Origin of the sequence: Companilactobacillus jidongensis, from assembly GCF_003946575.1 — a bacterium.
GTDB classification, from domain to species: Bacteria; Bacillota; Bacilli; order Lactobacillales; family Lactobacillaceae; genus Companilactobacillus; species Companilactobacillus jidongensis.
Genome location: NZ_RHOP01000002.1, coordinates 48,313 through 61,572, shown reverse-complemented (window position 1 = coordinate 61,572; position 13,260 = coordinate 48,313). Strand labels below are relative to the sequence as shown.

15 protein-coding genes and 1 riboswitch are annotated in these 13,260 nt (G+C 37.5%); of the genes, 11 read left to right on the top strand and 4 right to left on the bottom strand.

The features are described from left to right. The first annotated feature begins 54 nt into the window (after window positions 1-54). The 8 genes from rplM to EKM68_RS01535 all read left to right on the top strand — a co-directional run bounded on the left by rplM (window position 55) and on the right by EKM68_RS01535 (window position 5,151). Window positions 55-498 carry a 50S ribosomal protein L13 gene (gene rplM / locus EKM68_RS01570; protein WP_125587923.1) on the top strand — a complete coding sequence of 148 codons (444 nt, stop codon included), beginning with the start codon at window positions 55-57 and terminating at the stop codon, window positions 496-498. A 13-nt stretch (window positions 499-511) separates the two neighbouring features. Continuing rightward, window positions 512-904, top strand: a complete 393-nt coding sequence (gene rpsI / locus EKM68_RS01565) for a 30S ribosomal protein S9 (RefSeq protein WP_025023827.1) — start codon at window positions 512-514, stop codon at window positions 902-904. A gap of 109 nt (window positions 905-1,013) precedes the next feature. Then, window positions 1,014-1,412 carry a hypothetical protein gene (locus EKM68_RS01560; protein WP_125587921.1) on the top strand — a complete coding sequence of 133 codons (399 nt, stop codon included), beginning with the start codon at window positions 1,014-1,016 and terminating at the stop codon, window positions 1,410-1,412. A 22-nt stretch (window positions 1,413-1,434) separates the two neighbouring features. Next, entirely contained in the window at window positions 1,435-2,004 is a 570-nt protein-coding gene (locus tag EKM68_RS01555) for an SOS response-associated peptidase (RefSeq protein WP_125587920.1), read from the top strand. Window positions 2,005-2,195: 191 nt separating this feature from the next. Then, window positions 2,196-2,293: riboswitch (TPP riboswitch) on the top strand. A 68-nt stretch (window positions 2,294-2,361) separates the two neighbouring features. Continuing rightward, a complete protein-coding gene (locus EKM68_RS01550) occupies window positions 2,362-2,658 on the top strand; it encodes a thiamine-binding protein (protein ID WP_125587919.1) in 297 nt (98 codons plus the stop codon). Further along, the gene (locus EKM68_RS01545) at window positions 2,627-3,388 is read left to right on the top strand and encodes an ABC transporter permease (RefSeq protein ID WP_164509327.1); all 762 of its coding nucleotides are present in this window, start codon (window positions 2,627-2,629) and stop codon (window positions 3,386-3,388) included. Before EKM68_RS01550 ends, EKM68_RS01545 begins: the two co-directional genes overlap by 32 nt. Before the next feature lie 16 nt (window positions 3,389-3,404). Next, entirely contained in the window at window positions 3,405-4,406 is a 1,002-nt protein-coding gene (locus EKM68_RS01540; protein WP_125587918.1) for an ABC transporter substrate-binding protein, read from the top strand. A gap of 4 nt (window positions 4,407-4,410) precedes the next feature. Then, entirely contained in the window at window positions 4,411-5,151 is a 741-nt protein-coding gene (locus EKM68_RS01535) for an ABC transporter ATP-binding protein (protein ID WP_125587917.1), read from the top strand. Between the two features lie 28 nt (window positions 5,152-5,179). Here the strand turns inward: EKM68_RS01535 and EKM68_RS01530 are convergent, their stop codons facing one another. From EKM68_RS01530 to EKM68_RS01520, 3 genes are all read right to left on the bottom strand, one after another. Beyond that, on the bottom strand, window positions 5,180-6,946 hold the full coding sequence (locus tag EKM68_RS01530; RefSeq protein ID WP_125587916.1) for an ABC transporter ATP-binding protein: 1,767 nt from the start codon (window positions 6,944-6,946) through the stop codon (window positions 5,180-5,182). Window positions 6,947-6,973: 27 nt separating this feature from the next. Beyond that, window positions 6,974-7,675, bottom strand: a complete 702-nt coding sequence (locus tag EKM68_RS01525; protein WP_125587915.1) for a MarR family winged helix-turn-helix transcriptional regulator — start codon at window positions 7,673-7,675, stop codon at window positions 6,974-6,976. A 141-nt stretch (window positions 7,676-7,816) separates the two neighbouring features. Next, complete coding sequence (locus EKM68_RS01520) at window positions 7,817-8,884, bottom strand: baeRF8 domain-containing protein (RefSeq protein WP_125587914.1); 1,068 nt, start codon at window positions 8,882-8,884, stop codon at window positions 7,817-7,819. A 165-nt stretch (window positions 8,885-9,049) separates the two neighbouring features. Here EKM68_RS01520 and EKM68_RS01515 point away from each other — a divergent pair, with 165 nt between their 5' ends. The 3 genes from EKM68_RS01515 to EKM68_RS01505 all read left to right on the top strand — a co-directional run bounded on the left by EKM68_RS01515 (window position 9,050) and on the right by EKM68_RS01505 (window position 11,786). Next, complete coding sequence (locus tag EKM68_RS01515; RefSeq protein ID WP_125587913.1) at window positions 9,050-9,442, top strand: VOC family protein; 393 nt, start codon at window positions 9,050-9,052, stop codon at window positions 9,440-9,442. Between the two features lie 113 nt (window positions 9,443-9,555). Then, entirely contained in the window at window positions 9,556-11,085 is a 1,530-nt protein-coding gene (locus EKM68_RS01510) for a YfcC family protein (RefSeq protein WP_125587912.1), read from the top strand. A gap of 80 nt (window positions 11,086-11,165) precedes the next feature. After that, window positions 11,166-11,786, top strand: coding sequence for a helix-turn-helix domain-containing protein (locus EKM68_RS01505; RefSeq protein ID WP_125587911.1), 621 nt, complete (start codon window positions 11,166-11,168; stop codon window positions 11,784-11,786). Window positions 11,787-11,825: 39 nt separating this feature from the next. On the opposite strand, the gene EKM68_RS01500 is transcribed toward EKM68_RS01505, so the two are convergent. Further along, window positions 11,826-13,229, bottom strand: a complete 1,404-nt coding sequence (locus tag EKM68_RS01500; protein ID WP_125587910.1) for an NAD-dependent succinate-semialdehyde dehydrogenase — start codon at window positions 13,227-13,229, stop codon at window positions 11,826-11,828. Between the last annotated feature and the right edge of the window lie 31 nt (window positions 13,230-13,260).

Here is a 13,260-nt window from a genome sequence, read left to right as displayed (position 1 = left end):
AGCCCCGGAAACTTATTGAGTGTCAAACAGACGTAGAAACTGGAGGAATTTAAAGTGCGTACAACACCATTAGCAAAAGCAAGTGAAGTTGAACGTAAATGGTATGTGATTGATGGTGAAGATGTCGTTTTAGGTAGACTTTCATCAGTTGTAGCTTCAATTCTTAGAGGTAAGAACAAGCCAATTTACACACCTAACGTTGATACAGGTGATAATGTTATTATCATCAATGCAGATAAAGTAAAATTAACAGGTAAAAAAGCAAAGGGAAAGATTTATTATTCTCACTCAGATCATCCAGGTGGTTTGAAGAGCATTAGTGCCGGCGAAAAGAGAGCAACAAAACCTGAGATGTTTGTTGAAGACTCAATTCGTGGTATGTTACCTAAGAACACTCTTGGTCGTCTTGAAATCAAGAAGTTGCATGTTTATGCAGGTCCTGATCACAATCACCAAGCACAAAATCCAGAAGAGTTGGATATCAACAAACTAATTTAAGGAGGAAAACATTTTGGCACAAGTATCATATGCTGGAACAGGCCGTCGTAAAGACTCAACAGCCCGTGTTCTATTAGTTCCCGGAAACGGAAAAATTACTATCAACAAGCGTGATGTCAAAGATTACATTCCTTTTGACAATTTGATTGCTGATATGAAACAACCATTAGATCTTACTGAAACAGGTGCTAACTATGACGTTATTGCTAACGTTAATGGTGGTGGCTTCTCAGGACAAGCTGGAGCAATCAGACATGGTATTGCTAGAGCACTTCTAAATGTCGATCCAGACTTTAGACCTACTCTTAAAGCAGCTGGTCTCTTAACACGTGACCCTCGTATGAAGGAACGTAAGAAACCAGGTCTTAAAAAAGCTCGTAAAGCTTCACAATTCTCAAAACGTTAATATATTCCAGATATTACACTTTGGACACTCACCTGTTGGTGAGTGTTTTTTTGTGCTCAAAATTTTGTATGATAACATAGAATGTAAATATAATTAAAGAGGTCAGATAATGTTTGATTATGATGAAATCTTATCGAAAGCACCAGTCCTTACTTTTGAGGAGGCTAAAAAAGCACATCAACATATCTTGTCATCAGTGGATGGAGCGGGTAAAGATGCAAGAGAGCTATATAATGATCTTGTAAATGCTTGTATTTCATATGCAAATATTAGAGCGGTCTGGAGTATTTCAACTAACAAGGTTCGAAATGATACTGATTTAAAAAGAACTAGAAAACATGATGCGGTTATCAACAATGTAGATATTTTAGAAAGATATTTAAAGCAAAGAAATATGGACACTGGCTGGCGCAAGATCATTGGTAAAGAACGTTTCGGTCAAGAACGGAAACGCCAAGGTGATTTTGCCTGTTATGTGGCGTATATATGTGGGCTTACCGCAAGATAATAAGTATTAAGGAGCTATTACTATGTGTGGAAGATTTACTTTTCAACCCAATGATAATGACGAAATCAACAAAATCTATCAGTTAGCTGTGGAAAACGGCTATGAGCCTAAGACTGGAGAAATCTTTCCCACAGATCAAACAGCAATCGTTAGATCTGGTACAAATCAGGTCCAAGTTGTAACGATGAAATGGGGATTTCCCGGATTTAAACAAGGTCAAAATGTGATCAATGCTCGTTCAGAGACGATTATGCAAAAGCCAATGTTTGCGGAGTCATTTATGAATAGGCGTTGTGTATATCCCACGACAGGATTTTTTGAATGGTCGGATGACAAAGTTAAACATCGTTTTAATTATGGTAGTGATCCTGAAACACTCTATATTGCCGGTTGTTATAAGAATTTTGATGGGGAACCACATAGTGTCTTGCTGACAACTGCACCCAATGATTCAATGATAAAAATTCATGATCGGATGCCATTGATTTTACAAAAGACGCAAATTAAATCCTGGATCTACGATCAAAAATTTGCCATTGAATTTTTGAATTCGCCAATGCCAATGCTAGAATCAGTGCCATTTAATAATTAATATATGGTTATACGTTAATATAATAACTAGGTAAAAATTTAGATAAAAATTCAATCATAGCACGATGTGTAGGTCTGTCATGAATCAATAAGTCCATTGTTGATAAATTGACAGGCCTTTTTTCATCCTGTAATCTTTGGGAGTCCTAAAGCAGCAGATATATCACAAGTACATCATTTTAGGAGCAATATAATATTTTGCAGGGGAACGCGTATGCGTTGAGAAGGTATAACCTGACCCTTTGAACCTGTTGGTCAATACCAGCGTAGGGAGCGAGTCATTTAGTTGACGAATTCGGCATTTCTCTATTCTGGGGGAGTGTCTTTTTTTATAAATAATTGAAATGGGGAAATCAATATGGAAGCTAGTGTAGCAATTCAAGTTTTACCAAACGCCAAGGATGAAGATAACTTGATCGGTATTGTAGATAAGGTTATTGCTTATATTGCCAGTACTGGTTTGAATTATCAAGTTGGAGCTTTTGAGACTTCAATCGAAGGCGAATACGATGAGTTAATGGAAATCGTTAAAAAATGTCAGCTTGTTGCCATTGAAGCTGGTGCACCTAGTGTTTCTGCATATATTAAGATTGTGTATAAGCCAGAAGGGGAAGTCTTGAGTATTGAGAAAAAAACAAAGAAGCACCAACATTAATATTTACTCAATTCTTTCGGTAGTTTTAGTAATTATTATCTGGCAGTCAGCGAGCTTTTTTAAGTTAGTACCGGATTTTATGCTTCCGTCGCCATTACAAGTTGTTCAGGCGTTTATCAGTGATTTTCACTTACTGGTATTTCACGCTAAAGTCACGTTGGTTGAGGCAGTAGTCGGGTTGATCTCGGGTGTCAGTTTAGGAATTATTGCAGCAATATTCATGGATCATTTCAAGAGCGTCAAAGATGCGCTGTATCCAGTACTAGTCTTGACTCAAACAATTCCCACAGTAGCAATCGCACCGTTATTAACGATTTGGTTTGGATTTGGAATTATGCCAAAAGTAGTCTTGATCGTTATCACGATATTTTTTCCAGTATCGGTAGCGATGTTGAATGGATTTTCGTCAGTTGATGCGGATGAAATACGGTTATTACGATCAATGGGTGCTAATCAATTTCAAATCTTTACTCATATCAAATTGCCGGCTAGTTTAGGAGATTTCTTTTCAGCGTTACGAATCGCAGTTACTTACGCAGTTATCGGTGCAGTTATCTCAGAATGGCTGGGAGGATTTGTTGGTCTGGGTGTCTACATGACGCGAGTTCGCAAGTCATATGACTTTGACAAGATGTTTGCAGTGATATTTCTGATCTCAATTATAAGTTTGTTATTGGTTGCAGTGGTTAATGTGATTGAAAAATATAGTATGCCTTGGAAAAGGAATTAAATTACGGGGGAACAACATGAAGTTAAAATGGAAAGTATTATTGATTTTAAGTATTTTTACAATTTTTGCGGGATGTAGTAATAAGGCAAATTCAAAACAAGCAGCTAAAGATTTAAAAAAGGTAACGATCGTACTTGATTGGACACCGAATACGAATCATACTGGTTTATACGTTGCTAAACAAAAGGGGTATTTTAAGAAACAAGGTTTGGATGTAAAAATTGTTCAACCATCAGATGGTGATGCGAGTTCGATTGTAGCCAGTGGTAAGGCTGATTTTGGTATTTCAGCTCAAGATACGTTAGCAGCTAACTATGCTTCCAAGAAACCATTGCCAATCACTGCTGTAGCGGCTATCATGCAGCACAATACATCAGGCATTATGTCACGTAAAGGTGATGGTATCGATCGCCCTAAGGGGTTAGAAGGAAAGACCTATGCAACCTGGGATTCACCGATCGAAAAAGCAATGATCAAGAATGTCATGGAACAAGATGGTGGAGATTACAGCAAGTTAAAAATGATTCCAAATAATATTGTGGATGAGCCAAAGGCACTGAAAGAAAAACAAGCAGATGCAATCTGGGTCTTCTATGGTTGGGGAGGTATTTCTGCTAAGCAACAAAAAGTGCCAGTAGACTACTTCTATTTCAAAGATTTAAATTCAACCTTTGATTATTACACACCGGTTGTTATTTCGAATAATTCGTTCTTGAAGAAGGATCCTGATACAGCTAAGAAATTCTTGAAGGCCACTTCACAGGGCTATGATTACTCGGTTGATCATCCTAAAGCAGCAGCTAACATTCTAGTTAAACAAGTTCCGGAATTAAATAATAAGCTAGTTCAAGCCAGTCAAGCATGGATCTCTAAGCAATATAAGGCTGAACAGTCACGTTGGGGTTACATTGATCCACAACGTTGGAATGCCTTCTATGACTGGTTAGGTGAGAATAAATTAGTTAAGAACAAGATTCCAAATAATACTGGTTTTACTGATAAGTATTTACCGGAGTAATTGCATGCCAAAATTAGTCGTAGAACATATTTCAAAGAGTTTTGAATACAAGAAGATACTGAATGATTTGAGCTTTTATGTTGATGAGCATGAGATCGTCAGTATTGTGGGTCCTAGTGGCGTCGGTAAATCAACTTTGTTCAATATTATTGCCGGATTACTAGATCCTGGTCAGGGTGAAGTATATTTGGATGATAAATCGATCTTGAACCATCCTGGTAATGTTTCGTATATGCTCCAGAAAGACTTGTTACTGCCATATAAGACAGTGGAACAGAATGTGGCATTGCCATTGTTATTAAAGGGGTGTAAGAAGAAACAAGCATTGATTCAGGCGGATGAATTGTTAAAGGAATTTGGATTTGAGATGGTGAGAAAGTCATATCCGGATGAATTATCTGGAGGGATGCGGCAACGAATTGCTTTGTTGAGAACTTACTTGTTTTCTGCCAATTTGATTTTATTGGACGAACCCTTTAGTGCTTTAGACACATTTACGAAGTCAGAAATACAATCATGGTATTTGAAGATTCATAAGAATCTTGGATTAACGACTTTGTTTATCACGCATGATATTGATGAAGCGATAAAACTATCCAATCGAGTTTATGTCTTAAAGGGCAGCCAGGTCGATAGTTTTGAAAGTATTGAAATCGATAGTGGATCAAAAAAAGCGAAGAACTTTTTATTATCAAAGGAATTTTTGAATTATAAGAAACAGATTATTAACAGTTTAGACAAATAAATAGCCTGCCGAATTCGGCAGGCTATTTTTAGTTAACCATTTGTTCATTTACATATTGCGCATATAGTTTGTGATGCGCAATTAATTCTGTATGTGTGCCATGACCAGTAACTTGGCCATGTTCAATGAAGTAGATTTGGTCAGCACCAACGATTGTGGATAATCGATGAGCGATAACTAGTGTTGTCCGACCAATCATTAGTTGTTCCAAAGCACATTGAACTTTTTCTTCTGATTCAGAATCTAGACTGGCAGTCGCTTCATCTAACATTAGAACCTTAGGGTCACGTAAGAAGGCTCGAGCAATGGCGATACGTTGCTTTTGACCACCTGACAATTTAACCCCTCTTTCACCAATTTGAGTGTTTAACTGTTCAGGAAATTCTTTAACAAATTTGTCGGCATAAGCCAGCTCAAGTCCGTGCCATAGTTCGTCATCTGTCAGAGTTTTATCTAATCCATATTGAAGATTATCACGAATCGTTCCAGCAAACACGGCACTATCTTGTGAGACGTAACCAATTTGTGAACGCCAATTTGATACGTTAATATTTTCGATATTGCTGTTTCCAACGGTTAATTGACCACTTGTAGGTTTGTAAAAACGTTCTAGAAGTGAAAATAGAGTTGATTTACCGCCACCACTTGGCCCCGCAAAAGCGATAACCGTATTAGGTTTAGCTTCAAACGAAACATTGGTCAAAATAGGATGATTAGGTTCGTAACTGAAGGAAATGTTATTAGCAGTAATAGTTTTACCTTCAACATCAAGTTTGTCGCCGTCTTCAACTGGTTCTAGTTCAGTATTAAGAATCTCTTGAATTCGTTCAGTTGATCCCATAGCTTTTTGAACTTGAGAGAAGAAAGTCGCAAAGCTAGTCACAGGTGCGATAATATTGAATAGATACAGTAGGAAGGCAACTAATGCACCACTAGTCATAGTTCCGGATTGAACTCTAACAGCGCCGTAACCTAATATACCAACGAAAATTCCTAACATGGCAGTCATCATAATAGGCTGGAGGACGGCTTCGACTTTGGCATCTTTAACGCCTAGTGTGAAGATGTTGTTGATAAAACCGCCACCAGTTGTTTTTTCAAATGCTTCACCGTTGCTAGATTTGATCAAACGAACTTCAGATAATTTTTCACTAGCATCGGCATTGAAATCTGCAGTAGCTGCTTGAAGTTGACGACCAAGTTTTGACAGGATTCTTCCTACTGGTAATAGGATCAATGCAAAAATAGGCACAGCACTAAACATAATAGCGGCCATTTTCCAATCCATTATGAATAGAATGATCATGGATCCGACTAGTTGAATTCCACCGGTAATGAAGTTAGGGAATTGAGAAGTTACTAGGTCTTTGATAACAGATGTGTCGTTGACTAATCGCGAACTGCTTTCACCTGATTTGTGATCGTCGAAATAACTGACGGGGAGTTTCAGAAGGTGATTCCAAAGCTTTTCACGTAATGTTTTAACGGCACTTTCTCCGACATAACGTAGAAGAAATCCGCCAATAGTTCCAAACCCCAGTTGAATTGCAAACGCCAGTATCAAAACCGCTAGCATCTTGCCGTCGATTTTGGCCAGTTGGCTAGTATCAACTAGTCCTTTGGTTAACTGTGGTACAACTAAGCTGGCTCCACTAGTAACTAAACTTAGTAGTAATCCCAAAATGAAGATTCCTTTTTTAGGGTTTACACTGTTGATCAATTGTAAAAATTCTTTGAGTTTGATATTGCCTTTTGAACGTGGCAGATCTCGTCTCATAACTGCTTCACTACGCATTATTTATATCCTCTAAATTATCAAAAATTAAAATCTGAAATTGTTGGGTCTACGATTTCTGTGATCTCTATGGTTACCACAATCGTGATTCATCATACCAGGCATGAATCCCATTCCCATGCCATAGCTTTCGGGAATATCACCATTTTTCATAGCCTTACGCATTTGTTTGCGCATTTGATGACGCATGTCCTCAGGTGACATATCTTGCCAATCATTTCCAAATTTTGCCATCATCGTTTCGTGAACTTTTTGCATTTGTTGCATCCGATCCATCGGGTCAACGAACTTGTCAGTTTGTTGTTTGAAATCGTCGTCCCAACCATTAGCAATTTTAGTTAAGTTATCGCTGAATGATTGCTTTTCATCGTCGTTTAGTCCCGCGAAGAAGGTATCACTATAATCCTCATCTTTGAGGGATGCATTTTCATCGGCTTTTTTACGACCAACTTCAGTTAAATAAACTAACTTAGTACGTTTGTCATTATCATCTTCTTTACGAGTGATGTCGCCGTTTGTTTCTAATTTTTTTAGTAATTCAGCTACAGAACTAGGACGCAGATCTAGTACTTCTGTTAGGTAGCGTTGGCTTAGTCCATCTTCCAAGCGCAGAATTGCTAGTACTCGTTGTTGGCCGGACAGTCGTTGTTTATTCTGATGCATGTAGTTGTTACTGGCCTCACTGATAAAGTGTAATTGTTTCATCAAATCATCTGTTAATGTACTCATATTAAATTCCTCATTTCTATTATTATAAATTGATTCGGTACCGAACCTTTATTTCAAAAGTGATTATAGTTCGGTACCGAATGATTGTCAATAATAAAACATAAAAAAACTGCTACTGAATTATTTCAGTAGCAGTTTTATTTAGTAGACTATGGCACTGATTGTTGGCAAATCAGACTTTTCAGGAGTTTCAAGCACCCGGCAATGAATTTTATTTAATGTTGCTTGTAGCATTAATTTATTTTGATCAACTGAATATGAATCACCATTGTTAAATGAAATCAGTGATTTTACACGTTCGTTGTTCAAAGCATGTGAGATACTGTCGACATCATTCAGGACTTTGTCTTGGCGATGAGCTTGATTGTACTCTTTCATTAGTGTTTGAGTTGTAATCATTTTTTGATCTTGGAAAATTTTTTGAATCTTATTAGCTAAATCACGCTGAGAGAGATTAATGACTGAACCGTGAATCACATCGTATATGTAATCGGCATTGCCATAATTATTAAGGTAATTATCAAGGACTTCAGGCAATCCGGCAATAATGAAATTGAAACCTTGTTCTTTGTGCATCTTGGATAGTTCTCTATCTAAGTAACGATAGTAGATCAACTGATCTTTTTGTTGTTCTTCAGATTTTGTCCGGTGTCCATGGTATGAACCGTTCAATCCACCATATGAACCAGAGTTTAAGTTGGAATTAGCATCGAAGTCGGAATAATAATCGGAGAAGTTAGCATGAATTTCCGCAAATTCGATGGCCTTGAGACTAGCAATGTCGATAATGTTAATACGGTCACGGCTTAGATTAATGATGTATTGTGGCTTGTCGGCTAATTCTTCTTGACTGAATAAATCTTGAATCAAGAAAGTACTACCGACGTGAGCCTTTGGTTGTACGTCGTGGTTTAATTCGCAGATTTGTAGATTCTCGTTGTTGCCAAAGATAAGTAGAGATCGACTGGCAGAGTTCCACAGGCCACGGTCAAGAATCAAGTTGTCTAGTTTAGCGACTATCTCACTCCAGTCACGACGAGGGTAGTTAAGTTCCAAATCCTTTTTGACATCTTTGAGTAAATTTTTATAAGTTAAAATATTGTTTTCGATTTGGGGAGTTTCGGGATGAATCGGAAGAATAATACTGATCTTTGGTTCTACATTTGAGGATAATAGTTGTAATAATTCTTTCTGAATAGTTATTTTCATAGGTCATCTCCTAATCGTTATCATAATTTTTTAGTAATGATAGAATATCATCTTACTGGTATATTTGGCTAGTAATAACCTTTTATAAATAAATTTTTAGACCGTTTTAGTAAAGCTTCTCTAAAAAAATATGTTATTCTCTTTGAAAAATGGGAGGTCTTTCAGATGAAATCAATTACACCATTTATTACTCTCAATGGTAATTCTGAAGTAGCGATGCGCTATTATGCGGAGATCATTCCAAACGCTGAGATTACTCAAATGGACAAATTTGATGATGATCCACAGGGCAAAAATGACAAGGTATTTCAAGGTGTGCTCAACATTGATGGCATGGACGTTAATTTTTTGGATATGAAGCATGACAAGAAGGCACCAGATCTGAATTGGTCCTTTTCTTTGATGGTCGAATGTAGCTCTGAAAATGAGTTTGATGAATTATTCGATGCATTATCTAACGAAGGGACAATTGTTATGGGACCTGAACCAATATGTGAATATGAAAAGGCTACTTGGGTGACTGATAAGTTTGGTGTTACTTGGCAGTTGGTATTATGATTTTGAAAGTTAAATAATTCACAATATCTATGTAAAGGCTTGCATAACCTATGATATACTTTTAAATGGGACTAAATTTGTTTAGTCAAATTTTGAAAAAGGGGTATTAAATCATGGCTACTACGAAAAAGAAAAAACACGCCTTTCCGTCGGCCTATACGGTCATAGTCATTGTTTTAATTGCAGTTCAGGCTTTAACTTTCTTCATACCTTCTGGTAAGTATTCAACGCTTGAATACAGTTCTGAAAGCAACGCTTTCGTCATTACCAATCCGAAAGGTAAGGTGAAAGAAGAGCCCGCAACTAAGAAGACGCTTGATAAGTATAAGATCAATATCAAGTTGTCTAAGTTTAAGGACGGAACTATTTATCGTCCGGCGGCGATTCCTAATTCTTATGAAGGAATCAAAAAACCGAAGCGTGGCGTCTTTGGGACTATCAATCAATTCCTAACATCACAAGTTCAAGGTATTGTTGATAGTGTTGATATTATTGTCTTTATTCTTATATTAGGTGGGGTTATCGGGATCGTTAATGCCACTGGAGCAATGGATGCTGGTATGAAACGTCTGTCGGAAATATTGAATGGTAAGCAGAAGTGGCTGATCATCATTGTCATGTCATTGATTGCTTTGGGAGGTACGACCTTTGGATTGGCCGAAGAAACAATTGCGTTTTACCCAATCCTTATCCCAATATTCTTGCTGGCAGGATATGATACACTGACCGCAATCGCGACAGTTTATCTGGGAACTGCCATTGGTACGATGAGTTCGACGATTAATCCGTTCTCAACAGTTATCGCATCGAATGCGGCTGGTATTACCTTTACCGATGGTATGCCGCTAAGAGTCTTGATGTGGGTTGCTGCAGTTGGTATTTCAATTATTTACACGATTAGATATGGTGAAAAGGTCCGTAAGGATCCGGCAAATTCATTAGTTGCTGATCAGATGGAAGCTGATCGTGAGCAGTTCTTAGATGAAGATATGACTGAAGAAAAAGTCTTTACGCTTCGCCAAAAACTGTCATTGATTATCTTTGCATTAGGTTTTGTTGTTATGATCTGGGGAGTTCAACAGCTCGGCTGGTACTTCACAGAAATTGCTGTAGTCTTCCTAGCTGTAACTTATGTCTTAGTGTTTGTTGCAGGACTTGGTGAGAAAAAATTCGTTCAGAGCTTCGTTTCTGGTGCTGCAGACCTATTAGGTGTTGCATTAACCGTTGGACTGGCACGTTCAGTTGGTATCGTAATGGAAAATAGTTACGTTAGTGATACGATCATGAACTACTTCAGTAACCAAATCAGTGGGATGAACAATATACTCTTCATTTGTGTATTATTCTTTGTCTACATAATTCTAGGATTCTTTATTCAATCGTCATCAGGACTTGCCGTGCTATCAATGCCTATCATGGCACCGTTAGCCGATGTTGTTGGTATCGATCGTGCCTTGATCATTGATGCTTATAACTGGGGGCAAGGCTTAATTGGTTTGATTGCTCCAACAGGTTTGATCTTAGTATCTCTGTCGATGGTAAATATAGGTTTTGATAAGTGGATCAAGTTTGTTATGAAGCTATTATTGATGATAGTTGTTTTGATTTTGGTATTCTTAAGTGTCGGAGTTTTAATTTCATAAGTAAAAAAACAAACCTTTCACGTATTTTAGTTTATAGAGTAAATTCTTATAAACTTTAATGACGAGAAAGGTTTTTTATTATGTTTGATAATATTATGGAAATTCAATTAGAAAAGATTGGCGTACAGATCGAGAAAATATTAACTGAAAAAAATCTCTTACTTTCGGAATTGGCCGATAAGACGGGATTGATGTCTAATGATTTGCGAGAATATATTGCTTGTCGCCGTATCCCAACTAATCTAACGGTTAAAGCCATTGCTGAATTTGTAGGTAAACCGATGGGCTGGATCTATTTTGGTGAAGTACAAGAATATATCCATGATTATTTGGTATTACGAGGATATGAAGCCATGTTGAATGATTATCCAGACATTCCTCGACAAATTGAATATGACTTCTTTAATGGCGAGTTCAAGAATCCTGGTTGGGAAAATGAATATGGGTATCCAGAAGAGGTTTTTATTGATGACTGTTTTTTTGATATTGAGCATGAATGTATGAATGATCATGTAAAATTGTCAGCCATCAGATTTCTGGAACATCACGATATTTTATTCAATAATGCCAAGGACAGAGAACTAAGTATAAGTAGCGTTGTCAATTTGGTGTCTGAGGTTAGGGAATATACTGGTGATTTTGGATACGAGGACCAGGATGATATTGACTTTATTATTGAAGATTATTTTAAGAGAATATAACAAAAAGCCATTCCGTTTGGAATGGTTTTTTTGAGTAGATTAGAATAATCCACCAGCTAAATTGTTTAAATCTGGTTTATCAACCGCAACGATAAGTTTTTCGTTAACGAATGCTGCTAATCCCAAACTACTCATCTCACGACCGAATCCGGACTTTTTAACACCACCAAATGGTAATTCGGGAAGTGTGAACATGAATGTATTGACGAAAACCATACCAGTTTCAATTTGTTTAGCAACTTCGGCACCATGTTCTTTGCTACCAGAGAAAACGATACCGCCTAGACCATAGTTAGAATCATTGGCAATAGCGATGGCTTCTTCATCACTAGATGCTTTATATACTTGTGCAACTGGTCCAAACATTTCTTTAGAGTATGCCGGATTCTTACTATCTATATTAGTAAGGATTGTTGGCATGAAAAATTGTCCAGGTAAATCAATTGGTTTGTTACCGAATTTAACTTTAGCTCCGTTCTTAACGGCTTCATTTACTTGTTCAACCAATTTATCTTTGGCTCTAGCTGAAGACATTGGAGCAAGTGTAGTAGTTGGATCCATTGGATCGCCAGGCTTGAATTCGCCAAATTTCTTTGTCAGTCTATCAACGAATTCATCATATAGATTTTCAGCGACGATAAATCGCTTTGAAGAAGTACAAACTTGACCAGCATTATAGATTCTAGCTTTGGCAGCCACGCTCATAACTTGATTGATATCCGCATCACTAGTGACGATGAAGGCATCTGTTCCACCAAGCTCCATAGTGGATTTCTTTAGATTTTCACCGGCCACTCTGTTGACTGATTGTCCTCCACGTTCTGAACCGGTCAAAGCGACACCTTGAATGCGGTCGTCAGCGATAATGTCTGAAACTTGATCGTACGATAGGAACAAGTTAGTCAAACTACCTTCAGGTGCGCCAGCATCATTGACAACTTTTTCAAAGGCAACAGCAGATCCAGGAGTGTTAGAAGCGTGTTTCAAAATCATTGGATTACCGACCATAAAGTTAGGTGCAAAGACACGCATGATTTGATAGTAAGGGAAGTTCCATGGTTCAACCATCATGATTGTACCAGTGGATTGTTTTTCGATCCAAGCTTCCCCAGCACCAGATTTGATTGGAGTTGGTTTGAGCAAGTCCTCGGCGTTGTCAGCAAAATAATCGGCAATCAAAGCGCAGAGCTCAACTTCACCTTTTGCTTCACCAATCAGCTTTCCCATGTCTAAGACCATTGTCTTAGCAAGATCATCTTCGTTTTTTCTCATCAAGTCAGCAATTTTGTGCAAAGTTGTTGCTCGATCAGAAATAGGCTGCTTTTTGAATTGATGATAGAGTTTATCATCGATTTCAAGCGTATTTTTTATATCTTCTTCAGTTGCATTGTCATATTCTTTTACGACTTCATTGTTAAATGGATTGATTGTTTTGTAGGCCATAAATAAATTCCTCCAATTTTGATTACGCTTT